Genomic DNA, 22823 nt, shown 5'->3' with positions numbered 1-22823 from the left:
CGCTGCGGCCCCGGCCGCGTTTCACAATCCCCCTGCCAACGAGCTCAGCCTTCACCTCCTCGTAGAGGCCTTCGTCCCAGCTGAGCGCCTGGCGCAGGGCTGGGTTCTTGACGGGGCTGCCGGCCGTTTCCAGGGCTTCGAGGAAGTCGTCCAGTTGGTCCTGATCGGCCATCAATGGGCTGCGTTGGCGCCTCTGTTGCCAGTGTGCCCCCGCTCGGGGCTGCCGGCAGCAGCGGCTTGGGATCCACCGCCACCAGCCCCTGGGGCTGGCGTTGCCGCAGTTCCAGGTGCAGGTGGGCCGTGCTGGCGTTGCCGCTCTGGCCCACCAGGCCCAGGGTCTGACCCGCCGTCACGCTGTCGCCGGCCACAAGGCGGGTACGCAGCAGGTGGGCGTAGAGGCTCGACCAGCCGCTGCCGTGGTCGATCAGCACCGTGAGGCCGTAGCCGCTGATCTCCGCCACCCGCTGCACCGTTCCCGGCAGCACCGCCAGCACGGCGGTGCCCTCCGGCGCGATCAGATCCAGCCCGGTGTGCATGCGCCAGGCGCCCCGCGCCGCGGAATAGCGCCAGCCCCAGGGGGCCTGCTCCGAGGCGGCCACGGCCAGGGGGTAGTGCAGGGGGCCGGGGGGCTGGGATGCGCTCGCGGTTGGATCGGGCGGCAGCTGCTGCAGGGCGAGATCGCCGACGGGAACCTGCTGGGGCACCACCTCGGGGCGTTTTGGTTTGGTGGTGGCATCTCCAGGTGGCTTGGGCACCGGCGTGCGTGTGGGTTCGTATGTGGGGGCGAGCGTGGCGCCGGCGCCGCTCGCTGAGTCGGGAATGGGCGCTTCCAGTGAGGCCTGCGGTCCGACCGGTGGCGGAGGCAGGGGCTGATGAAGTGGCGGGTGCAGTGGCCCCGCGGCGCTGGCCTCCCCCAGCAGACTGCACACCACCAGGCCCCACAGCGGCAGGCCCCACAGCGGCTGGCAGACGGGCAGCATCGATCCGATGGCGGCGGCAGCCACCGCGTTGTACCGCCTCCGCTGCGCTGGGGCCCGCGTCTAGTTTTCTCCCACTGAGAGGCCGGCATGAACCAGACCGTCAAAGGCATCACCTACGTGAGTGTGTGGGTGCTGCTCTGGGGCACCGCCTCCTCCCTCGCCGACTTCGTGCTGCTGCAGCGCGGCACCTACGAGACCGGCACCAGTGGCCAGCTGCTCACCTTTGCCGCCTACGGCATCGCCGCCCTGGTGATGGGGGTGCGCCTGTCGGGGCGCTTCCTCAAGACGGAGGACTGACTCCCTCACTCCCCCCTTCCGCCTGCTGCCGCAGCACCGCCAGCAGCGCTTCCCCGTAGCGCTCCAGCTTGGCGGCGCCGATGCCACTCACCTGGCCCAGCTCGTCGAGGCTGCTGGGCTGGCGCACGGCCAGCTCCAGCAGGGTGCGGTCGTGGAACACCACGTAGGGGGGCACCGCCTGCTGGCGGGCCTGGTCGCGGCGCCACAGCTTCAGGGCCGCCACCAGGGCCGGATCGGCCCCCTCGGCGTCGAGTTCGGGCCGTTGCCCCCCAGCTCCACGGCCGTCTCCGGCCCGGCCGCTGCGGCGCCGTTCCTTCTGGGGGGGCGGCAACGGCAGCGCCAGGCTGGCCTCCCCCCGCAGCAGGGGCTTCACCAGGGCCTCGGCGCCGAAGCAGAGGCCGCCGTGGCCGTCGGGGCTCGGCTGCAGGTAGCCGGCGCTGGTGAGCTGGCGCAGCAGGGTGCGCCACTGGCTGCGGTCGAGTTCCTGGCCGATGCCGTGCACGCTCAGCTCCTGGTGGCCCAGCTGGCGGATCCGCTCGGTGTTGCCCCCCAGCAGCACATCCACCACGTGGGCGGCGCCGAAGCGCTGGCCGGTGCGGTACACCGCTGAGAGGGCCTTGCGGGCCGGCTCGGTCACATCCACCCGGGCCTGGGGTTCGAGGCAGCCATCGCAGTTGCCGCAGGGCTCGGCCAGCGCCTCGCCGAAGTGCTGTAGCAGCACCTGGCGGCGGCAGCCGGGCGCCTCGGTGAAGCCGATCAGGGCATCGAGCTTGCCATGTTCGATGCGTTTCTGGGCTTCGGGGGCGTCGGAGTCGTCGATGAAGCGGCGCAGCTGGGGCACATCGCCCGGGCCATGGACCATCCAGGCCTCTGCCGGCAGCCCGTCGCGGCCGCCCCGGCCGGTCTCCTGGTAGTAGGCCTCCAGGCTCTTGGGCAGGTCCAGGTGGGCCACGAAGCGCACGTCTGGCTTGTCGATGCCCATGCCGAAGGCGATCGTGGCCACCACCACCACGCCGCTGCCGTTGCGGAACTGCTGCAGGGTGCGGCTGCGGGCCTCGGCCTCCATGCCGGCGTGGTACGCCAGCGCCTCGTAGCCCGCCGCCCGCAGGTCTGCCGCAAAGCGGTCCACCCGGGCCCGGGAGCGGGCATAGACGATGCCCGACTCGCCCCGGTGCTGCTCCAGAAACTGCAGCAGCTGGCCCTTGGCGTCGTCCTTGGCCCGCAGCAGGTAGCGGATGTTGGGGCGATCAAAGCTGGCCAGGAACACCCTGCCGCTCTCCAGCCGCAGCCGCGCCACGATCTCCTCGCGGGTGCGGGGGTCGGCGGTGGCGGTGAGGGCCAGCCGCGGCACCCGGGGGAAGCGCTCCGCCAGCACCGCCAGCTGGATGTACTCGGGGCGGAAATCGTGGCCCCACTGCGACACGCAGTGGGCCTCATCGATGGCGAACAGGGCCAGGGGCAGGGCCGCCAGCCGCTCCAGCAGATCGCCCCCCAGCAGCCGCTCCGGCGACACGTAGAGCAGGTCGAGCTGGCCCTGGCTGAGCTGACGCCACACCGCGCTGGCCTCCGCTGCCGTGAGCGAGGAGTTGAGGGCCGCTGCCCGCACCCCCGCCTGCTGCAGGGCCTCCACCTGGTCCTGCATCAGGGCGATCAGGGGCGACACCACCACCGCCACGCCGGGCAGGCAGAGGGCCGGCACCTGATAGCAGAGGGATTTGCCGCCCCCGGTGGGCATCAGCACCAGGCCGGAGCCGCCGCCCAGCACGTGGCGCACGATCTCCTCCTGGGGCCCGCGGAAGCTGGCGTAGCCGAACACGTGCCGCAACACGGCCATCGGATCGGCAGCTGGCCGGTCTGGCTGCACCATGGCGCTCAGGGGGCTGCTTGCTGCGGAAGCATCGGTCACGGCATCTTCCACAATGGCCCCATCCCGTGGGCCGTGATGGCGACTTCACCCGCGAAACCCGCTCCCCGGGCCCCCGGCCATCGGGCCGCCTGGGGCTTTCTGGCTCCGGCCCTGCTGCTGATCAGCCTCTCGGTGCTGATCCCGGCGGCGATGGCCCTGGTGATCAGCTTCACCGAGACCGGCCTCGACGTGAGTGAGCCCCTGCGCTTCGTGGGGCTGGCCAACGTGCGCCGCCTGCTCACCGATCCGATGTTCTTCCGGGTCACCGGCACCACCTTTCTCTATCTCATTGGTGTGGTGCCACCGGTGGTTCTCGGCGCCCTGGCCCTGGCCGTGCTGGTGAACCGGCAGATTCCCGGCATTCACTGGTTCCGGGCCGCCTTCTACACGCCGGTGCTGGTGTCGATCGTGGTGGCGGCCATCGCCTTCCGCTGGCTCTATGCCGAAAACGGCCTGATCAACGGCTGGCTGGGCGCCCTGCTGGGGGATGCCTTCAGCCCGATCGGCTTTCTCACCTCGCCGCTGCTGGCCCTGCCCTCGGTGATGCTCGTGACCCTGTGGAAGGGGCTCGGCTACTACATGGTGATCTTCCTGGCCGGCCTGCAGGGCATCTCGGCCGACCTCTACGAGGCCGCCGCCCTGGACGGCAGCGAGGGCTGGCGCAAGCACGTGGACATCACCCTGCCGCTGCTGCGGCCCTACATCACCCTGGTGGCCGTGATCTCGGCGATCGCCGCCACCAAGGTGTTCGAGGAGGTGTTCCTGATGACCCAGGGCGGCCCCGCCGACTCCACCCGCACGATCGTGTACTACGTGTATGAGCAGGCCTTCTCGGAACTGGAGATCGCCTATGCCTGCACGGTGGGCCTGGCCCTGTTCCTGATCGTGCTGGTGCTGAGCCTGATCCGCTTCGCCTTCGCCGGCGACCAGGGCCTCACCTGAGCAAAGGCCCAGCCCCCTGGCGCCCTAACCTTGTCTTCATCTTTTCGGGCGGGGCCTGGGCGGTTCGTTCCAGGCCCCTGGACCCGTTGTTGCCGCCCGTGTCCGTGCTCCCGTTGAAGGCCGAAACCCTGGCCCCGATCGCCCCCGAGGGTGAGGCGCGGATCGGCGTGGTGGGGGGCGGCCAGCTGGCCTGGATGCTGGCCTCTGCCGCCGCTGAACTCCACATCCCCCTGGTGGTGCAGACGCCGTCGCCGGATGATCCCGCCAGCCGCCTGGCCTCCGCTGTGGTGCTGGGCGATCCCGGCGATGGTGCTGCCCTGCGGCGGCTGGCCGGCGCCTGCAGCGCCGTGACCTTCGAGAACGAATGGGTGGACCTGGAGCTGCTCTCCCAGCTGGAGGCCGAAGGTGTGCGCTTCGTGCCCAGCGTGGCGGCCCTCGCCCCGCTGGTGAGCAAGCGCAGCCAGCGGCAGCTGCTGCAGCAGCTCCAGCTGCCCGCCCCCGCCTGGTTCGACCTGGCCGATCTGCTCCCCGCAGCACCCACTCCCGGCCCGCCGCAGCTGCCCGCCGGCTGGTCGTTTCCGCTGATGGCCAAGGCCGCCACCGGCGGCTACGACGGCAAGGCCACCCTCGTGCTGCGGGACGCCGGCGAGCTGGCCGAGCTGCTCGAGAGCGTGGACCCGGTGGACTGGATCGTGGAGCGCTTCGTGGCCTTCGAGATCGAGCTCTCCCAGCTGGTCTGCCGTGACGCTCAGGGCGCCGTGCGCTGTTATCCGCTGGTGCAGACCCACCAGCACCACCGCGTCTGCGACTGGGTGCTGGCGCCCGCCGACGTGCCCCACGCCGTGCAGGCTTTCGCCCGCAACATCGCCGTATCCCTGCTCACGGCCATCGACTATGTGGGCGTGCTCTCGATCGAGTTCTTCTATGGCCCCGAAGGCCTGCAGATCAACGAGATCGCTCCCCGCACCCACAACTCCGGCCACGTGACGATCGAGGCCGCCCACACCAGCCAGTTCAGCCAGCAGGCCCGCATCGTGGCCGGCCTGCCCATGGGCGAGGTGGAGCTCAAGGTGCCCGGTGCCCTGATGGTGAACCTGCTCGGCTACGAGCGCTCCAGGGCCAGCTACGCCCAGCAGCGCCGTGCCCTGGCCGCCCTCCCCGGCGCCAGCCTGCACTGGTACGGCAAGCAGGGGGCGGCGCTCGGCCGCAAGCTCGGCCATGTGACCCTGCTCCTCGATGGCGCCACCGCCGCAGAGCGCAGGCGGCAGGCGCGCCATGGCCTCGAGCAGGTGCGGGCGATCTGGCCCAACCCCACCTACTGAGCTTGTCATCTTGCGTTGAGGGGCTCGGAAACCGGCCCAAGGCCCTAAGCTTTCTGCGGACTGCCTTGTTGGTGAGTGCCTTTTACAGTTTTCTGATCTGACTCCTCTTTCGACATGGGGAGTCTGCGGCGGAAGCGACGTAAACCGGCCTCGTAGCCGGAAATGAAGCCCCGCTCCTGACACCCCTTCTGGTAACTCCAGGTCGAACACTGGGGCAAAACGGCACGGCGGTCCATCCTCTTCCTCTCCCTCGGCGCTTACGGGCCCGGGGGTTTTTGCTGTCAGGTCTGGTCGATCAGCCGCCAAGGTGGGAGGGTGTGGACGCAGCCAGCCGTGATGGACCCCTCAGCCTCCGTTCAGCCGCCGGCACCGACCTTCCAGGAGGCGTTCATCGCCCTCCTCTCCCTGGCTCCGGGGCCCGTGTTCCCGAGGGCCAGGCAGCTCTACCTGCGCAAGTACCCCCTCGAAGGCTCCCCCGCCCAGCTGGAGGCTCAGGCCAGCCAGAGCCGCTTCCGCAGCTTCCTGCTCCAGGAGGAGATCCAGGAGGGCAGCGACGGGGTCTACCGGGTGCGGGCTGCCGCCTTCGCCGTGGTGCACTGGCATGCCCCCCAGACCAACCCGGCCGATTACCTCACCTATCTGCGCCAGCGCTGGCTGCTCGAGCCGGAAGACCTGGAGCTCCAGAGCGACCAGTGGTTCCGCGGCGGTGGGGCCTATGCGCGCTTCACAGCCCCGGCGGTGTATGAGCGCCAGGGGGCAAGCCAGCTGCGCCTGAGCCTGGCCCAGGCGCCTCACCCCTCCAGCAGCTGATCCACCAGGGCCTGCAGCTGCTCGCCGCTGCAGGTCGTCACCACGAACACCTCCTGGGCACTGGAGCCCCGCCGCGCCACCAGCTTGTGGCCCCCCCGGATCGGCGTGGACACCCGTAGCCGCAGGTTCGGACTGCGCCCCCTCACCCGGCTGATCACGGCGGGAGTCACCGTGTTGATGCGGGGCAATCTGGCCAGGCGCCGCAACAGCGGGATCAACCCCTCCAGGTAGGTGCTGTGGGTCACCACGACCCGGCCCATCAGTCCCGCTCCAGCGGAGCCATGGTGAGGCCCTCGGCCCCCAGTTGCTGGTGGTAGAGCTCGGCCTGCTCCTGGGGACCGCTCCACACCACGGCTGAGCCCTCGCCGTCGATGCGCTGGGCCAGGTCCCAGGCCTGGTCGGGCTGCATCCCCGGGATGAAGCGCACCAGGCACTCCACCACGTGCTGGAAGGTGTTGACGTCGTCGTCGAGCACCACCACCCGATAGTTGGGGTAGGGCTGACGCACCAGTTGCCGCTCGCGCACGGCAGTCGGGGACGAACTCACCATGGTGATGACCTGTCCGGAGTGGTTGGAGCCTAGGTACACTGCCGCTACGCCACGCATCTCCACCATGCTGATCACCCTGGGCTGGGCCTCCCTGGCTGCTCTGTTCACCTTCTCGATCGCGATGGTGGTGTGGGGCCGTCACGGCGACAACAGCATCAGCTTCTGATCGCCATGCACCCAGGCCGTCCCTTGGACGGCACCCTCCCGACCCCCCGACCCTTCCCTTCCGGTGGCTGATCTGCCCTTCAGCAGCACCCAGCTCCTCGCTGGTGTCGCCTCCGCGCTGCTGCTGTTCGTGAGTCTCGGCGTGGTCTACCTCTCCACCGTCGAGTGGCGCGATCGGCGTCGCCGCCGTCAGGACAGCTCTGCGGCGCTGTTGAAGCCCGGCGCCCGCGGCAAGGCCGCCAGTGGCAGCAAGGCCAGCAAGGCCGCCGGTGGCAGCAAGGCCGGCAGCAGCTCGAAGGCTGGCAGCGGCTCCAAGGCCTCCTCCGGCATCAGGGCCGGTCGCCGTTCCAGCAGCAGCGGCAGCTCGCCCCGGTCGTGACCCCGCCCCCACTCCCGCGGTCCGCCGCAGCAGCGTCCATCGCTGCCTGGGCCTGGCGCCATGCGGCCGACCTGCTCGTGCCGCCCCCCCAGCTCGAGCCTCGACTGGAACCGAAGTCCCGGGCTGGAACCGGGACTAGCGGGGTGCAGGAGGCCTCCGCTCTGCTGGATGCCCTGCACCAGGCCCAGACCACCCTGCTCGGCCAGGAACGCCATCGCCAGAGCTCCCAGAGCCAGGGCCTCCAGGGCGAGGGCTCCCAAGGAGAGGGCTCCCAAGGAGAGGGCCTCGATGCCGCGGCCCTGGCGGCCGCCGACCTGCCCCGGCTGGCTCTGGCGGTGCTGTCACGGCCCTGGGTGGGAGCGGACCTTGAGGAGCTGCGCCGCCGCGCCGATGGCCTGCGACGGCAGCTGGCCGGCGATGCGGTCACCTACGTGGTGAACCGCAACCTCAACATGTCCAACCACTGCGTCAAGCACTGCTCCTTCTGTGCCTTCCGGCGGGATGCGGGCGAGCCTGGGGCCTACTGGCTCCAGCCCGAGCAGCTGATGCAGCGCGCCGCCGAGGCCCGCAGGGCTGGGGCCACCGAGCTTTGTCTGCAGGGGGGCCTCAACCCGGAAGCCCGGCTGCACGGCAGCCAGCTCGCCTACGCCGAGCGGATGCTGATCCAGCTGGGGCAGGCCGCGCCGGGGCTGCACCTGCACGCCTTCTCCCCCCAGGAGCTGCTCTTCTTTGCGGAGCAGGATGGCCTGCCCCTCGCCACCGTGCTGACGCGCCTCAGGGCCGCCGGCCTGGGCTCGGTGCCCGGCACCGCCGCCGAGGTGCTGAGTGAGCGGGTGCGGCGCCAGCTCTGCCCCGAGAAGCTCAGCGCGCGCCAGTGGGTGGCCGTGATGCTTGAGGTGCATCAGCAGGGCCTGGCGGCCACCAGCACCCTGATGGCCGGCCACATCGAGGCAGCGGCGGACATCGCCGCCCACCTGCTCACCCTCGTGACCCTGCAGAGCCTGGCCCTGGCCCGGGGCCTGACCGGCTTCACTGAATTCGTGTTGCTGCCCTTCGTGGGTGCCGCCGCCCCGGCCCCGTTGCGCTCCCGGGTGGGACGCGACCAGCCCGACCTGGACGCCATGCTCCTGCTCACCGCCCAGGCCCGCCTGATCCTTGGCCCCTGGATGCCGCACCACCAGCCCAGCTGGGTGAAGCTCACCCTGGAGGGGGCCCAGCAGGCGCTCCGCTGGGGCTGCAACGACCTCGGCGGCACCCTGATGGAGGAACACATCACCACCATGGCCGGCGCCCGGGGCGGCACCGCCCAGACCCCCGCCGCCCTGCGCTCCGCCGCCACCCACCTGGGCCGGCCGGCGCGGCAACGCACCACCCTTTACGGGGCCCTGGCATGAGGCGCTCCGCTCTGGTGGAGTCTCTGCGCAGCCTGCGACTGCCTGTCCTGCGGGTGCCCGCCCTGCGGCTGCGTGCCGTGCCACTGCCGCGCCTGCCACTGCCGCGCCTGCCCCTGCGGGTCACCGCCGGCGTCACCCTGCTGCTGCTGCTGGGGCCTGCCCTGGCCCTCTGGATGCTGCCCCGCCCCAGGGCGGAAGGCCTCGGCCGCCTGCTGGCCCAGGCCGCCCTGCTGCAGAGTTTTCCCGCGGCCCCCTCCCGGCCGGTGCCCCAGCTGTGGCAGCAGCGCCTGGGAGCCGCCACAGCCGAGCGTCTCTGGCGCCAGCAACGGCGCCTGTGGTGGCAGTTCTGGGGCCGCCAGGGCGATGGTGGGCCCTATCTGGTGCTGCCGCTGCCCCGCCCCATGCTCACCGGTGCCCTGGCCCGGCCACCGCACAGCGTTCAGGTGGACGACCTCCTTGTGGTGGCCGCCGACCCTCTCTCTTTTCGCCTGCTCACCGACCAGCTCAAGACCTTGCCTCGCCAGCGACAGGGCCTGGAGCAGCGCTGCCAGGAGCGGCTGGAGACGGAGCAGGCGGCCTTCTGGTCGCCGGTGGCCTTCGGGGGGATGGTGGGGCCGCTGGCGCCGCTGCTGCAGAGCTTCCAGGAGGGTTGCGTGAGTCTGGAGCTGGAGGAGGAGGAGCTCCTGGCTGCTGGCGAGGCGGCCGGCAGCACGGCCCTGCTGGCCTCAGCTCCCCAGGCGGACGCCGTAGCCCCGACGGCCGCGGCCTCCTCTGCGCCCTGGCCCCCGGGCAGCCTGCTCACCCTGCAGGGCCGCACGCTGGAGGTGCTGCTGCAGGGGCTGCTCAACCGGCAGTTGATCCGCGATCCGTTGCTGTCGCGCTATGGCGTCGATGACGCCGACCTGCGGCGCCTGCGCAGCACCCCCTTCCGCCTCGGTGTTCGGGCCGTGGGGAAGGGCCCCTTCCAGGCGGCAATCACGCTGCAGCTGGCCCCTGGAGCGGAACAGCGCCAGGCCTGGGCTGAATTCCTGGGTCGCCTGGGGCCAGTGCTGGAGGGGGAGGGCCTGGAGAGCGTGCCCGCGTCGGCAGGGCTGGCCCCCGGTGGCTCAGACACCCTGCCCGCCAGCCTCTGGCGGCGACCGGAGGGAGAGCTGGTGGGGGGCTGGCGCTGGCTGAACCGTCCAGGTGCGGCCCCCGAGCTGGTGCTGTTTCTGGGCCCTGCCCCCCAGGGCGCGGCAGGACCTGCCTTGGCCCAGGGCGCCGCCGCCCCGTTGCTCAGCCTTCGCCTCCGCCCCCGCGACCTCGGGACCCTGGGGCTGCTGCCTGCCACCCTGCCTGGACCCCTGATGCAGGCGGAGAGCTTTGAGGTGGAAGCGCAGCGCCCCGCCGATCAGGACGGGGCAATCAGCCTGCTGTGGGCGCGTCTGCTGCTGACGCCTGCGGCTCCGACTTCTCAGGCCCTTCCAGCGGTGGAGTCTCCTCTGCCGCCTGATCGTCCATCGGGGCCACGCCGCTGAGGCCGGCCTGCTGCCGCTCGCGCTTGCGGCGCTCTGCAGCCACGGTTTCCTCCATCAGCTCCACGGCCTGGGCGAGCTTCTCCAGGTTGCTGGCGTAGAGGCTGAGGTCCTTGTCCAGCCGCTCCCGCAGCAACCCCATGGCGCCGCCGAGATCGTGGGCGTAGCTGCGCAGGGTGGCGGGATCCATGGCATCGGCGCCCTGGGCCTGCTCCAGCAGGCTCAACAGCCCCACACCCATCAGGCGGGAGTAGTGGAAGCCAGGCTCCCGGATGCTGGCCAGGGCGGAGGCCAGGGGCTCAGGAGCTCCTTCCCCCTGGACCTCGATCCAGCCCTTCACCGCATCCACGCTGTGGTGGCCCATGGCGGCGCGGCAGCTGTCCGATTCCTGGCGCAGCTGGGCGGCATCGAACCCGGTGGCGCTGCAGAGCGCCGTGAGCAACTGGGGCTTGTGCTCGGGCGGGCGGTAACCCCGGGCAAAACCGTCAAACACCTGCACCAGGCCACAGGCGAACAGGCCGTTGGCCGTGAAGCCCTGTTGCCGGCTCAGCAGGTGGAGTTCCACCAGCAGTTCATCCACCAGGCGCCGGTAGAGGGGGGCGATCACATGGGGGAAGGCGCGGTGAAAAGCGCGCTTGCTGTCGGAGACGGTCAGGGCGGCGCTCACGCTGTTTGTCGCTTCAGGTTGGGCGACCCTAGCCGCCCGCGCTCAGTAGGATCGGGCCAGTTCACTGTCCAGGTCCATGATTCCGATCGTGATTGAGGAGTCGGGCCGGGGGGAACGCGCGTTTGACATCTACTCGCGGCTGTTGCGCGAGCGGATCGTGTTTCTCGGAGAGCCCGTGACGGCCGAATCGGCCAATCGCATCGTTGCCCAGTTGTTGTTTCTGGAAGCCGAAGACCCTGAGAAGGATATCTTCCTCTACATCAATTCTCCGGGTGGATCGGTGTATGACGGTCTGGGAATTTTCGACACCATGCAGCACATCAAACCCGATGTGCAAACGGTCTGCGTTGGGCTGGCCGCCTCGATGGGTGCCTTTCTGCTCTGTGCCGGCACCAAGGGCAAGCGCAGCAGCCTCACCCACTCCCGGATCATGATCCACCAGCCCCTGGGCGGTGCCCGCGGCCAGGCCAGCGACATCCGCATCCAGGCCGATGAGATCCTCTATCTCAAGCAGAAGCTGAACCAGGAGCTCTCCGATCGCACCGGCCAGCCCCTGCCCCGCATCGAAGAGGACACGGACCGCGATTTCTTCATGTCCCCGGCGGAAGCGGTGGGCTATGGCCTGATCGACAAGGTGATTGAAAAGCGTGCCGTGCGACCGGTCTGATCTGGCGCCCGTAAGGCTGACCGGCGCCCGCCCACGGCGCCGTCGTCAAAAAAAGCCCGGCGTGAGCCGGGCTTTCTGCTGCCCCTGGAAGGGTCAGCTCAGGCGCTGGGCAGGGCTGGTTCCCCGATCAGGGGCGAGAACCGCTCCTTCTCAGGCACCGTGGCGAATTCAGACACCAGGGCCCGGAATTCCTCGCCATCGAGGCTCTCCTTCTCAATCAGCAGCTCCACGACCCGATCCATGCAGGTGCGGTGCTCAGCCACCAGCTTCACGGTGTCCTTGTAGCAGCTCTCGACGATCTGGTGCACGGCCACGTCAATGCGGCTGGCCATGCGGTCGGAGGCGTCGCTGCGGGTCATGAGGTCGCGCCCCAGAAACACCTCCTGATTGCCGGCCTCCAGGGAGAACTGGCCCAGGTCGCTCATGCCGAAGCGGGTCACCATCTGGCGGGCAATCGAGGCCACCTGCTGGATGTCGCCGCCGGCACCGGTGGTCACCTCCGCGTGGCCGAACACCACCTCCTCGGCAGCCCTGCCCCCCAGGGCCCCCATGATGCGGGCCCGCAGCTGGGCCTTGCTCACCAGCATCTGCTCCTCATCGGGCGAGAACCAGGTGAGGCCCTGGGCCTGACCGCGCGGGATCAGGGTGACTTTCTGTACCGGGTCATGGGCCTTGACCAGGGTGCCCACCAGGGCATGGCCCACCTCGTGGTAAGCGATCAGGCGCTTGCTGCGGCCATCGGTGAGGGGCTTGCCCTCCATGCCGGCAATGACGCGATCCACGGCGTCGTCGATCTCAGCCAGGCCGGTGGCCTCCTTGCGGCGGCGAGCCGTGAGGATGGCGGCCTCATTGAGCAGGTTGGCCAGGTCGGCACCCGAGAAGCCCGGGGTGCGGCGGGCAATCATCTCCAGGCTCACGTCGTCGCCGAGCTTCTTGTTGCGGGAGTGCACCTTGAGGATCGAGAGGCGTCCCTTGATGTCGGGCACATCCACCTGCACCTGGCGGTCGAAGCGACCCGGTCGCAGCAGGGCTGAATCGAGCACGTCGGCCCGGTTGGTGGCGGCGATGATGATGATGCCGCTGTTGCCCTCGAAGCCGTCCATTTCGGTGAGCAGCTGGTTGAGGGTCTGCTCCCGCTCGTCATTGCCGCCGCCCACACCGGCGCCTCGCTGGCGGCCCACAGCGTCGATCTCATCGATGAAGATCAGGCAGGGGCTGTTCTCCTTGGCGCGCTTGAACAGGTCGCGCACGCGGCTGGCACCCACGCCCACGAACATCTCCACGAACTCCGAACCGGAGAGCGAGAAGAAGGGCACACCGGCTTCGCCGGCGATGGCCTTGGCCAGCAGGGTCTTGCCGGTGCCGGGAGGGCCCACCAGCAGCACGCCCCTGGGGATCTTGGCGCCCACGGAGGTGAACCGCTCCGGGGTCTTCAGGAAGGTCACCACCTCCTCGAGGTCCTGCTTGGCCTCCTCCACGCCGGCCACGTCATCGAATTTGACGCCGGTTTCAGCCTCCATGGCGAAGCGGGCCTTGGTCTTGCCGAACTGCATCGCCTGGCCGGGGCCGCCTGGCATGCCGCTGGAGCGGCGCGCCAGAAAGATCAGCGAGCCGATCAGGAGCAAGGGGAACAGCAGGTTGCCCAGGATCCCCAGGGCCGGAGGCGCCTGTTTAGGAGGATGAATGTCGAAGCTGATGCCCTGGTCCTTCAGCTGGTTCACCAGCTCGGGAGCCACGCCCGGCAGGTCCACCCGCAGGCGCTGCACCCGGTTGTCCAGCTCGGGATCCACCGCCTCGATCACGGCGCTGCGGCCGCCATCGAAGATGTCCACCGCGGTGACCCGGCCGGCCTCCACGTAGTCGAGGAAGCGGCCGTAGCTCATGCGGGCCACAGCCGCGTTGCGGGGTGCGGCGGTGGGTCCGCCCTGGCTGGGATTACCGATCCCTCCGCTGCTGAGGATCTGCCAGCCAAGGAAGGCCACCACCGCCAGGGGCAGAAGCCAGAGAGCAATCAATCGCCAGCGCTGATTCATAGCTGAGACACTTTCTTAACAAGTGTAACGGCGCGGCCCTGCTTCCGGCTCGGAGCGGCCTCGAGTCAGCCGGTGCTGCCCCAGGCCTGGACCAGATCAGCGCTGCCTAGCCCCAGGAAAGCCTGGGGGGCGGAGCGCTCGCCGCGAGCGGCTGGACTGGTTCCTGGCCCCGAAGCAGTGAAGGGCGGCTGGGTCGGTTCCTGAGGAACCAGCAGTGCGGCAGGACCCTCTTCCAAGGCTGGGCCAGCCTGCTCCAGGGGGATGGTCGTGGTCCCGGTATCGATCACCAGATCGGCCACGGAGGCCGTTTCCAGCAGCTCGGGTCCGCCCAGGCCGTGGGTCCAGATCTTGAGCTCGGAATCCGCCGGGCAGGAGAAGCTCAGTAGCTCAAAGGGGAACACGACGCGCTCGAGGAAAAATTCCTCAGGCCCCACACAGCGGGCGATCACCATGCGATCGCTGCTGTTCCGGTAGCCGCAATCCAGCCAGCCCAAGGGTGTCACCACATTCGATGTCACCCATAAACGCATCGAATCAATGGTTCACTTGGTGGCCTTTGTCACGGTTTTCCTGTCTTAATACTTTCTTTGGAATTGAACCGATGGATGGGCTGGCGTGCCGGGCCTAGAGGCTGCGCAGGGCCACGATCGGGTCAAGACCAGCGGCCCGGCGAGCTGGAACCACGCCGAAGAAGAGGCCGATGGATCCTGAGAGACCCACCGTGAGCAGCACGGTGCCAGCGCCGATCGCCGCCGGCAGCGGCGTCACCAGGGCCACCAGGCTCACGGTGCCGATGCCCACGGCGGTGCCGATGGCCCCTCCCAGGCTGGCCAGCACCAGCGACTCCACCAGGAACTGCAGCAGCACGTCGCCGCTGCGCGCTCCCAGGGCCTTGCGCAGGCCGATTTCCTCGGTGCGCTCGCTCACCGACACCAGCATGATGTTCATGATGCCGATCCCCCCCACCAGCAGGGACACGGCGCCGATGGCGGCCAGCATCAGCGTCAGTCCGCCGGTGATCGTGGACACGATCGTGAGGGCATCCTGCTGGGAGCGCACGGCGAAGTCGTCCTCCCGCAGGATGTTGTGGCGCTGGCGCAGCAGGTTGGTGATCTGGAAGGCGGCGGCACCGGTGCTGTCACCGTCGCGGGCCTCCACGCTGATGAAATTGAGGCTCACCCCATAGGTGGGATCCCGCCCCGACAGCTTGCTCACCATGGCGCTGAGCGGCACGTAGGCGTTCTCGTCCTGGTTCTGGCCGAACACAGCCCCCTTGGCCTCCAGCACGCCGATCACCTCGAAGGGCTGGGAGCGGATCCGCAGGGTGCGCCCCAAGGCAGTGCCCCCCGGGAACATCTTGTCGGCCAGATCGGGGCCGATCACGGTCACGCTGCTGGCGGCCTCCATGTCGTTGGCTGAGATGAAGCGCCCCCGGGCCATCTCGAACTGACGCACCGGCAGGAATTCCGGGGTGATGCCATTCACCGAGGCGGTGCTGCTCAGCCCCCCCGCCTGCACCACCTCGCTGAGGGTGATCTGGGGCGCCACCCGCTTCACGGTGGGCACCTGCTCGGCGATCGCCTCGGCATCCTCCAGCACCAGCGTCTTGGGGAAGTCGATCCCCTGGCGCCGGGTGTCGTTGTTGCCCGGCACCACGAACAGCACGTTCGCCCCCAGGTTGCTGAGCTGGCCCTCGGCCAGGTTCTGGGCGCCCCGACCCACCCCCACCAGGGTGATCACCGAGGCATTGCCGATCACGATGCCCAGCATGGTGAGCAGGCTGCGCAGGCGGTTGGCCCTCAGGGTGGAGAGGGCCATGCCCACGGTTTCGCCCAGGGGCAGCTTGGAGGCCATGGCGTTGGGCAGGACGTGTCTGTCAGACGATGGCGCCCACGGGGTCGGCGTTGTGGCTCCTGGCGCCGCGGTGCACCAGGCCGTGGAGCAGATCGAGGGTCACGATCTCGCCGTCGAGCAGGGTCTCGAGGGCTCCCGTGACCCCCACGATGGCGGGGATGCCGGTGAGCTCTGCCGTCACCGCGGCATGACTCTCGCGGCCCCCGCTTTCGGTGATCACAGCCTTGGCCCGGTGAAAGACCTCCTCGTAGGCGGCGCTGGTTTCGCGCACCACCAGGATCTCGCCCATCTGGATGGCGACGGCCTCCTCAGGGCAACCCACCAAGCGCACGCGGCCGCTGATCGAGCCGGTGCCGATGCCCACCCCCTGGGAGAGCACCGCCGTGACGATGCCCACCTTGATGAAGTCGGTGGAGCCGCTCACCCCGGAGAGGGTGCCAGCCGTCTGCACCACCAGGTCGCCGTCCTGGAGGTAGCCGCGGTCGCGGGCCAGGCCCATGGCCAGGCTGAAGGTGCTGGTGCTGGAGGTCTGCTCCGCCACCAGCAGCGGATTCACGCCCCAGATCAGTTGCAGCTGGCGGGCCACCTGGGCTTCGCTGGTGATCGCCAGGATCGGGGTGCTGGGCCGGAACTTGCTCACATTGCGGGCAGTGGCGCCGCTGGAGGTGAGGGGCAGGATCGCGGCGGCATTGAGATTGCGGGCGATGTTGCTCACCGCCTGGCAGATCGCATTGGGAATGGTGGTGGCCATGCGGCTGTCGATCTGCCGCATGGGGTAGTCGCGCTCGATGCGACGGGCGATGGTGGCCATCGTGGCCACGGCCTCCACGGGAAAGTCGCCCACGGCGCTTTCGTTGGAGAGCATCACGGCATCGGTGCCATCCAGGATGGCGTTGGCCACATCACTCACTTCGGCTCGGGTGGGCCGCGGACAGCTCACCATCGAGTCGAGCATCTGGGTGGCCGTGATCACCGGTATGCCCAGGCTGTTGGCCTTGCGGATCAATTCCTTCTGCAGCAGCGGCACTTCTTCAGCCGGCATCTCCACGCCCAGATCGCCGCGGGCCACCATCACGCCGTCGCAGAGCATGAGGATGTCATCGATCTGATCGATGGCCTCGAATTTCTCGATCTTGGCCACCACCGGTGTGTCGTGGCCATGGCTGGCGATCAGTTCTTTGATCTCCAGCAGGTCGGAGGGATTGCGCACGAAGCTGAGCGCCACCCAGTCAACGCCGTGCTCAAGACCGAAGGCCAGATCCTCGCGATCCTTGTCGGTGAGGGCCCGGATCGAGAGCTGTACATCCGGGAAGTTCACGCCCTTGTTGTTACTGAGCACCCCCCCCACAGTGACGCTGCAGTGCAGGGTCTGCTGGGGGATGTCCACCTCCTCCACCAGCATTTCCACCCGGCCGTCGTCGAGCAGGATGCGGCTGCCGGGAGTCACCTCATCGGCCAATCTGTCGTAGGTGACGGTGGCGATCTCCTGGTCGCAGGCCACATCCCTGGAGGTGAGGCTGAAGCGGCATCCCCGCGCCAGGGTGATGGGGCCATCCACGAAGCGGCCCAGGCGGATCTTCGGTCCCTGCAGGTCCTGCAGGATCCCCACATGCTCGCCGAGTTCCACGGACACCTGGCGGATCGCCTCAATGCGGGCGGCGTGGTCGCTGTGATCGCCGTGGGAGAAGTTGAGCCGGAACGTGGTGGCCCCGGCGTGGATCAGAGCCTTGAGCTGCTCGTGGGACTCGGTGGCGGGCCCGATCGTGGCGACGATCTTGGTGCGACGCATGAGATCGGGTTGGGGCATCGCGGTGGCGATCTATAGATCGAAACTACCATCGGCCCAGTTTCGGTGCTGGCTTGGATGGACTTTCGGACCTACCAGGAGCGCTCGCGCCAGACCGCCGTCTACCCCGGCGCCGGGGAAAATCCCATCTATCCCACCCTCGGCCTGTGTGGAGAGTCGGGCGAGGTGGCCGACAAGGTGAAGAAGGTGTTGCGCGACCGCGGTGGCGTGTTCAGTCAGGAGGTGCGTCAGGCCCTGCAGCTCGAACTGGGCGATGTGCTGTGGTATCTGGCCCAGCTGGCCACCGAGCTGGAGCTCGACCTCGAAGCGGTGGCCAGCGCCAATCTGGAGAAACTGGCGAGCCGTGCCGCCCGTAACGTGATCTCAGGCGATGGTGACCTGCGCTGAGGCGCGACCCAGCTCCGCTTCCCAGCCAGGTTCCCCCTGTGATCCAGTTCCGCTCTGCCCCTTCTCCGTTGTCCCACCGGACGGGCTCTGGGCTCCCCAACGGGCCGCTTGGCCAGGGATCTTGGCTGCTTGGAATGCTGCTCGTCCTGCTGCTGGTGCTGGCGCCGCCGGCCTGGGCCGCCGATCTCAAGGTCAGCGACGTGACCCTGGATCCCTGCCCGGCGGATGATGTGGCCGCCCAGCCCGATCTGAGGCGGGCCGCAGCCCCCAGCTGCTACGCCATGCGGGGCACGGTGCTGAACAGCAGCCGCAAGCCCGTGGTCGACACCGATGTGTTCGCCCTGATCGTGGATGCCAGCGGTGAACCGGTGCTGCAGAACCGCTCGCGGGTGGGTTCGATCGGCGATGTGCCCCCAGGCACATCGAGTTTCGCGCTGCGCCTTTCGGTGCCGGCGGGAACCCCTGAGCCGATTCGCTTCCGCAACGTCAAGGCCCGGGGCTTCAGCTCCCCGGTGCGGGTCCGCGCCGGAGCCGATGACGAACTGCTGCCCCTGGAGCAGGAGCTGGCTCAGTAGGCGGAAGCCATCATGCTGAGGCTGGCGCTGCCCAGCAGTTGCTGGCCCAGGCTGAGGGCCAGGAAGGCAAGGATCGCCGAGAGATCAAGGCCACCGATCGGGGGGATCAGGCCGCGAAACACATTCAGGTAGGGATCGGTGATCGAGCTCACGCTGGAGAGCACCGGATTGCTCCAGTCGAGGTTGGGGAACCAGCTGAGCAACACCCGCACCAGCAGGAGCAGGGAATAGATCTGCAGCGTGTTGCTCAGAACGCTCAGCACCTGGGCGGCAACTTGCATGGGCCTATGGGATGAACCCCGACTCTATGCAGAGCGCCGCGGCCTGGGCTGCAGTTCTTCCGCTTTCACCGCAAAGGTGCGGTGGAATTTCTCGCTGAGGCTGAGCCAGTAGGAGCGGCCATCGCTCTGGCGCCGTCGCTCGATGAAGTCCTCGGCGAGCAGGGCCTTGATGTGGTCGTAGGCGCCGGAGCCGCGCAGCTCCACCAGCTCCGACTGCAGGATGCGCTTCTTGAGGGCGATCGTGGCCAGGGTGCGCAGGGCGGCGGTGGACAGGTCCACCGGCACCAGGTTCTGCACCAGCTCCGCCAGGCTCTCGCGCAGTTGCAGGCCATAGGTGTGGCCGTCCTGGTTGATCTCCAGGGCCGTGTCCCGGTGGGCGTAGTCGGCCATCAGGGTGATCAGGCCCAGCTCGGCGCTGTCGTTGTCCACCCCGGCGATGGCGGCCAGCTCGGAGAGGCTCAGGGGGCGGCCCTTGAGATAGAGGATCGCCTCCAGGTGGGCCGGCAGCGACAGGTTCAGGGGCTTCGGCCCAGCCGGACTGACCTCAGGGAGGCTGACCTCAGGGAGGCTGACCTCAGGGAGGCTGGCCTGGGCGTTCTCGGCTTCAGGCGTGCTGGCTTCGGGGTCGACACCCATGGCGCTGGGCCCTGGTGGTGCGAGCAAACTAAGGGAGAGCCGCAGGGATGTCTCCCCTCAGCCGTTGGAGCCGAGGAAGAGCCGGTAGGCCGGGTTGGTGCTCTCATCCCAGTAGCTGTAGCCCAGCCCGTCGAGAAAATCCTGCCAGGAGCCCCGCTCCCCGGGCGGCACCTGCACCCCCACCACGATGCGGCCCACGTCGGCGCCGTGGTTGCGGTAGTGAAAGATGCTGATGTTCCAGCTGGCCTGCAGGGCGTTCACGAAGGCCATCAGGGCGCCGGGCTTCTCGGGAAACTCGAAGCGATACAGCAGTTCCTCGCCCTGGTCGAGGGCCTTGCCCGCACTGGCCGGCAGCCGGCCCCCCACCATGTGGCGCAGGTGCAGCTTGGCCAGCTCGTTGCAGCTGAGGTCGAGGCAGGGGAAGCCGGACGCCTCCAGGCTGGCCAGCAGGGCCCGGGTGTCGGCATGGCCCTGGATCTGCACCCCCACGAAGATGTGGGCCCGGCGAGGGTCCGCCAGGCGGTAGCTGAACTCGGTGAGGCTGCGATCCCCCAGCATCTGGCAGAAGCGCCGCAGGCTGCCGGGCTGCTCGGGGATCTCCACGGCCAGCATCGCTTCGCGCTCCTCCCCCAGCTCGGCCCGCTCGGCCACGAAACGCAGCCGATCGAAGTTCATGTTGGCCCCGCAGGCCACCGCCACCAGGGTGCGGTCCTGCAGCCCCTGGTGCTCCACGTCCACCTTCATGCCGGCCACGGCCAGGGCGCCGGCGGGCTCGAGGATCGAGCGGGTGTCCTCGAACACGTCCTTGATGGCGGCGCAGATCTCGTCGCTGCCCACGGTGACCATCCGATCCACATGGCGCTGGGCCAGGGCGAAGGTGTGGCGGCCCACCTGGCGCACGGCCACGCCATCAGCGAACAGGCCCACCTGCTCCAGCCGCACCCGCTCGCCACAGGCCAGGGAGCGCGCCATGGCATCCGCATCGCGCGGCTCCACCCCCACGATCTGCACCCCGGGCCAGAGGGTCTTGACGTAGGCGGCGATGCCGGCGATCAGCCCGCCGCCCCCCACCGCCACGTAGATCACATCGGGCGGATGGGAGCACTGGCGCAGGATTTCGAGGCCGATCGTGCCCTGGCCGGCGATCACATCGGGATCGTCGAAGGGGTGGATGAAGCTGAGCCCAGCCCCGGCGGCCAGCTCCAGGGCATGGGCGCAGGCGTCGTCGTAGGTGTCGCCGTGCAGCAGCACCTCGGCGCCCCTGGCGGTCACGGCCCGCACCTTCATCTCCGGCGTGGTCACGGGCATCACGATCACGGCCCGGCAGCCCAGGCGCTGGGCGCCGAGGGCCACTCCCTGGGCGTGGTTGCCAGCGCTGGCGGCGATCACGCCCCGCTCCAGCTCCGCCGGGCTCAACCCCACCATCTTGTTGTAGGCGCCTCGCAGCTTGAAGCTGAACACGGGTTGCAGATCCTCCCGCTTCAGCAGCACCCGGTTACCCAGCCGGGTGGAGAGGTTGGGGGCCGGATCGAGTGGCGATTCGATCGCCACGTCGTAGACGCGGGCCCGCAGGATGCGCTGCAGATAACTGTCTGGGTCTGGGGCCACCCCCGCCGGAGCGACGTCGGCGCTGGGGTTTGGGGGCTGCTGGCTCATGTCCCCAGTGTCGCAATCTGCACGGCTCCCCCAGGGGAACCCCCTAGATTGACGACAACGCCAGGGTTGTGATGCATCTCAGCGAGCTGAGCCACCCAAACCAGCTGCACGGCCTCAGTACCGCCGAGCTCGAAGCCATCGGCCGCCAGATCCGGGAGCGCCACCTTGAAGTGGTGAGCACCAGTGGTGGCCACCTCGGTCCGGGTCTGGGGGTGGTGGAACTCACCCTTGCCCTCTACCAGACCCTCGACCTCGACCACGACAAGGTGGTGTGGGATGTGGGCCACCAGGCCTATCCCCACAAGCTGATCACCGGGCGCTACAAGGACTTCCACAGCCTGCGCCAGCAGGGAGGTGTGGCGGGCTATCTCAAGCGCAGCGAGAGCAGCTTCGATCACTTCGGCGCCGGCCACGCCAGCACCTCGATCTCCGCCGCCCTGGGCATGGCCCTGGCCCGTGACCGCCGCGGCGAAGACTTCAAATGTGTGGCGGTGATTGGCGACGGCGCCCTCACCGGCGGCATGGCCCTGGAGGCGATCAACCACGCCGGCCACCTGCCCCACACCCGGCTGTTGGTGGTGCTCAACGACAACGACATGTCGATCAGCCCGCCGGTGGGGGCCCTCTCCACCCACCTCAACCGCATGCGGCATAGCCAGCCGCTGCAGTTTCTGCAGGACAACGCCGAGGAGGCGATCAAGCACCTGCCCTTCATGCACGGCGAGCTGCCGCCTGAGCTCAAGAACCTCAAGGAGAGCATGAAGCGGCTGGCGGTGCCCAAGCTGGGCGCTGTGTTCGAGGAGCTGGGCTTCACCTACATGGGCCCGATCGATGGCCACGACATCTCCGGCATGGTGAAGGTGTTCCAGCAGGCCCATGCCCACGACGGCCCCGTGCTGGTGCATGTGGCCACCACCAAGGGCAAGGGCTACCCCTACGCCGAAGCCGATCAGGTGGGTTACCACGCCCAGGGCGCCTTCGACCTGGCCACCGGCAAGGCCTATCCCTCCAGCAAGCCAAAGCCGCCCAGCTACAGCAAGGTGTTCGGCCAGACGCTGGTGAAGATCTGCGAGCAGGATCCGCTCGTGGTGGGGATCACCGCCGCCATGGCCACCGGCACCGGCCTCGATCTGCTCGAGAAGGCCTTGCCCAACCAGTACTTCGATGTGGGCATTGCCGAGCAGCACGCCGTGACCATGGCGGCCGGCATGGCCTGCGAGGGTCTGAGCCCCGTGTGCGCCATTTACAGCACCTTCCTGCAGCGGGCCTTCGACCAGCTGATCCACGATGTGGGCATCCAGAAGCTGCCGGTCACCTTCGTGCTCGACCGCGCCGGCATCGTCGGCGCCGACGGCCCCACCCACCAGGGCCAGTACGACATCAGCTACCTGCGGGCGGTGCCCAACTTCACGGTGATGGCCCCGAAGGATGAGGCCGAGCTGCAGCGGATGCTGATCACCGCCATCCAGCACAGCGGCCCTTGTGCCCTGCGCATCCCCCGGGGCGAGGGCGAAGGGGCCCCCCTGGCCGAGGAGGGCTTCGAGCCCCTGGAGATCGGCCGCGCTGAACTGCTCGCCGATGGCGACGATCTGCTGATCGTGGCCTATGGCGCCATGGTGTATCCGGCCATGGCCACTGCCGGCCTGCTGCAGGAGCAGGGCATCCGGGCCGCCGTGATCAATGCCCGCTTCATCCGCCCCCTGGATGAGGCCCTGATCCTGCCGATGGCCCGGCGCATCGGCCGGGTGGTGACCATGGAGGAGGGCTGTCTGCCGGGGGGCTTCGGCGCTGCGATCACCGAGTGCCTCAACGACCACGGCGTGCTCGTGCCGGTGCTGCGCATCGGCATTCCCGACCAGCTGGTGGATCACGCCTCGCCGGCCCAGAGCAAGAGCGCCCTGGGGCTCACGCCGCCCCAGATGGCCGAACGAATCCGGGAGCGCTTCGGCGCTGGTCTGCGGCTGGCGATGCCGGTGAAGCCCCTGGCGGTCTGAGCCCTTT

24 protein-coding genes and 1 other RNA gene are annotated in these 22823 nt (G+C 69.0%); 13 read left to right on the top strand and 12 right to left on the bottom strand.

The features are described from left to right. Window positions 1–44 precede the first annotated feature (44 nt). Complete coding sequence (locus tag ACWJIO_RS02995; RefSeq protein ID WP_480311291.1) at window positions 45–1004, bottom strand: M23 family metallopeptidase; 960 nt, start codon at window positions 1002–1004, stop codon at window positions 45–47. A gap of 63 nt (window positions 1005–1067) precedes the next feature. Between ACWJIO_RS02995 and ACWJIO_RS02990 the strand changes: the two genes are divergently transcribed. Then, window positions 1068–1277, top strand: a complete 210-nt coding sequence (locus tag ACWJIO_RS02990) for a hypothetical protein (protein ID WP_193913360.1) — start codon at window positions 1068–1070, stop codon at window positions 1275–1277. On the opposite strand, the gene recQ is transcribed toward ACWJIO_RS02990, so the two are convergent. Further along, entirely contained in the window at window positions 1261–3183 is a 1923-nt protein-coding gene (gene recQ / locus ACWJIO_RS02985; protein WP_480311289.1) for a DNA helicase RecQ, read from the bottom strand. The genes ACWJIO_RS02990 and recQ overlap by 17 nt on opposite strands. A 36-nt stretch (window positions 3184–3219) precedes the next feature. Here recQ and ACWJIO_RS02980 point away from each other — a divergent pair, with 36 nt between their 5' ends. The 4 genes from ACWJIO_RS02980 (at window position 3220) to ACWJIO_RS02965 (ending at window position 6257) form a co-directional block, all read left to right on the top strand. Then, entirely contained in the window at window positions 3220–4125 is a 906-nt protein-coding gene (locus ACWJIO_RS02980; protein ID WP_480311288.1) for a carbohydrate ABC transporter permease, read from the top strand. Window positions 4126–4229: 104 nt separating this feature from the next. Continuing rightward, window positions 4230–5447, top strand: coding sequence for a 5-(carboxyamino)imidazole ribonucleotide synthase (locus ACWJIO_RS02975; protein WP_480311519.1), 1218 nt, complete (start codon window positions 4230–4232; stop codon window positions 5445–5447). A 54-nt stretch (window positions 5448–5501) separates the two neighbouring features. Beyond that, a non-coding RNA gene (gene ssrS / locus ACWJIO_RS02970) (6S RNA) lies at window positions 5502–5685 on the top strand. A 98-nt stretch (window positions 5686–5783) separates the two neighbouring features. After that, window positions 5784–6257 carry a hypothetical protein gene (locus ACWJIO_RS02965; RefSeq protein WP_186699523.1) on the top strand — a complete coding sequence of 158 codons (474 nt, stop codon included), beginning with the start codon at window positions 5784–5786 and terminating at the stop codon, window positions 6255–6257. On the opposite strand, the gene ACWJIO_RS02960 is transcribed toward ACWJIO_RS02965, so the two are convergent. Next, entirely contained in the window at window positions 6239–6517 is a 279-nt protein-coding gene (locus ACWJIO_RS02960) for a DUF2103 domain-containing protein (RefSeq protein WP_480311286.1), read from the bottom strand. The two genes, ACWJIO_RS02965 and ACWJIO_RS02960, sit on opposite strands and share 19 nt — an antisense overlap. After that, window positions 6517–6807 carry an ATP-dependent Clp protease adapter ClpS gene (clpS, locus tag ACWJIO_RS02955; RefSeq protein ID WP_193913367.1) on the bottom strand — a complete coding sequence of 97 codons (291 nt, stop codon included), beginning with the start codon at window positions 6805–6807 and terminating at the stop codon, window positions 6517–6519. Before clpS ends, ACWJIO_RS02960 begins: the two co-directional genes overlap by 1 nt. 64 nt (window positions 6808–6871) lie before the next feature. On the opposite strand from clpS, the gene petN reads away from it, so the two are divergent. From petN to ACWJIO_RS02935, 4 genes are all read left to right on the top strand, one after another. After that, on the top strand, window positions 6872–6973 hold the full coding sequence (gene petN, locus ACWJIO_RS02950; protein WP_186699529.1) for a cytochrome b6-f complex subunit PetN: 102 nt from the start codon (window positions 6872–6874) through the stop codon (window positions 6971–6973). Window positions 6974–7036: 63 nt separating this feature from the next. Further along, on the top strand, window positions 7037–7351 hold the full coding sequence (locus ACWJIO_RS02945) for a hypothetical protein (RefSeq protein WP_480311284.1): 315 nt from the start codon (window positions 7037–7039) through the stop codon (window positions 7349–7351). 299 nt (window positions 7352–7650) lie between these two features. Further along, entirely contained in the window at window positions 7651–8745 is a 1095-nt protein-coding gene (locus ACWJIO_RS02940) for a CofH family radical SAM protein (RefSeq protein ID WP_480311518.1), read from the top strand. Further along, the gene (locus tag ACWJIO_RS02935; RefSeq protein WP_480311282.1) at window positions 8742–10262 is read left to right on the top strand and encodes a hypothetical protein; all 1521 of its coding nucleotides are present in this window, start codon (window positions 8742–8744) and stop codon (window positions 10260–10262) included. Before ACWJIO_RS02940 ends, ACWJIO_RS02935 begins: the two co-directional genes overlap by 4 nt. Here the strand turns inward: ACWJIO_RS02935 and psb29 are convergent. Then, window positions 10150–10926, bottom strand: a complete 777-nt coding sequence (gene psb29, locus ACWJIO_RS02930; RefSeq protein WP_480311281.1) for a photosystem II biogenesis protein Psp29 — start codon at window positions 10924–10926, stop codon at window positions 10150–10152. The genes ACWJIO_RS02935 and psb29 overlap by 113 nt on opposite strands. Before the next feature lie 76 nt (window positions 10927–11002). Here psb29 and clpP point away from each other — a divergent pair, with 76 nt between their 5' ends. After that, on the top strand, window positions 11003–11593 hold the full coding sequence (gene clpP, locus ACWJIO_RS02925; RefSeq protein WP_480311279.1) for an ATP-dependent Clp endopeptidase proteolytic subunit ClpP: 591 nt from the start codon (window positions 11003–11005) through the stop codon (window positions 11591–11593). Window positions 11594–11691: 98 nt separating this feature from the next. Here the strand turns inward: clpP and ftsH are convergent, their stop codons facing one another. From ftsH to pyk, 4 genes are all read right to left on the bottom strand, one after another. Next, window positions 11692–13626 carry an ATP-dependent zinc metalloprotease FtsH gene (ftsH, locus tag ACWJIO_RS02920; protein WP_480311278.1) on the bottom strand — a complete coding sequence of 645 codons (1935 nt, stop codon included), beginning with the start codon at window positions 13624–13626 and terminating at the stop codon, window positions 11692–11694. A gap of 65 nt (window positions 13627–13691) precedes the next feature. Beyond that, window positions 13692–14132, bottom strand: coding sequence for a DUF1830 domain-containing protein (locus tag ACWJIO_RS02915; RefSeq protein ID WP_480311277.1), 441 nt, complete (start codon window positions 14130–14132; stop codon window positions 13692–13694). 118 nt (window positions 14133–14250) lie between these two features. Beyond that, window positions 14251–15480: an ABC transporter permease gene (locus ACWJIO_RS02910; protein WP_480311275.1), complete on the bottom strand. Its 1230-nt coding sequence runs from the start codon at window positions 15478–15480 to the stop codon at window positions 14251–14253. Between the two features lie 22 nt (window positions 15481–15502). After that, the gene (gene pyk / locus ACWJIO_RS02905; protein WP_480311273.1) at window positions 15503–17287 is read right to left on the bottom strand and encodes a pyruvate kinase; all 1785 of its coding nucleotides are present in this window, start codon (window positions 17285–17287) and stop codon (window positions 15503–15505) included. Between the two features lie 57 nt (window positions 17288–17344). Between pyk and ACWJIO_RS02900 the strand changes: the two genes are divergently transcribed. Beyond that, window positions 17345–17674, top strand: coding sequence for a nucleoside triphosphate pyrophosphohydrolase family protein (locus ACWJIO_RS02900; RefSeq protein ID WP_480311271.1), 330 nt, complete (start codon window positions 17345–17347; stop codon window positions 17672–17674). A gap of 134 nt (window positions 17675–17808) precedes the next feature. Then, the gene (locus ACWJIO_RS02895) at window positions 17809–18249 is read left to right on the top strand and encodes a hypothetical protein (RefSeq protein ID WP_480311269.1); all 441 of its coding nucleotides are present in this window, start codon (window positions 17809–17811) and stop codon (window positions 18247–18249) included. Here the strand turns inward: ACWJIO_RS02895 and ACWJIO_RS02890 are convergent. Genes ACWJIO_RS02890 through ilvA form a run of 3 tightly spaced genes read right to left on the bottom strand, consistent with a single transcriptional unit; the run spans window position 18243 to window position 20822 of the window. After that, window positions 18243–18530: a YggT family protein gene (locus ACWJIO_RS02890; RefSeq protein WP_480311268.1), complete on the bottom strand. Its 288-nt coding sequence runs from the start codon at window positions 18528–18530 to the stop codon at window positions 18243–18245. The genes ACWJIO_RS02895 and ACWJIO_RS02890 overlap by 7 nt on opposite strands. Before the next feature lie 24 nt (window positions 18531–18554). Then, the gene (gene scpB, locus ACWJIO_RS02885; protein WP_480311267.1) at window positions 18555–19166 is read right to left on the bottom strand and encodes an SMC-Scp complex subunit ScpB; all 612 of its coding nucleotides are present in this window, start codon (window positions 19164–19166) and stop codon (window positions 18555–18557) included. A 57-nt stretch (window positions 19167–19223) separates the two neighbouring features. Next, on the bottom strand, window positions 19224–20822 hold the full coding sequence (gene ilvA, locus ACWJIO_RS02880) for a threonine ammonia-lyase, biosynthetic (RefSeq protein WP_480311266.1): 1599 nt from the start codon (window positions 20820–20822) through the stop codon (window positions 19224–19226). A 71-nt stretch (window positions 20823–20893) separates the two neighbouring features. On the opposite strand from ilvA, the gene dxs reads away from it, so the two are divergent. Beyond that, window positions 20894–22816 (top strand): 1-deoxy-D-xylulose-5-phosphate synthase, encoded by a 1923-nt coding sequence (dxs, locus tag ACWJIO_RS02875; protein WP_480311265.1) that lies wholly within the window; start codon window positions 20894–20896, stop codon window positions 22814–22816. The last annotated feature ends 7 nt before the right edge of the window (window positions 22817–22823 follow it).

The sequence above is a fragment of the Paraciimarium castrense LEGE 11436 genome (assembly GCF_056633055.1).
The sequence above is the reverse complement of the archived record's forward strand: the minus strand, read 5'-3'. Positions and strand labels throughout refer to the sequence as shown.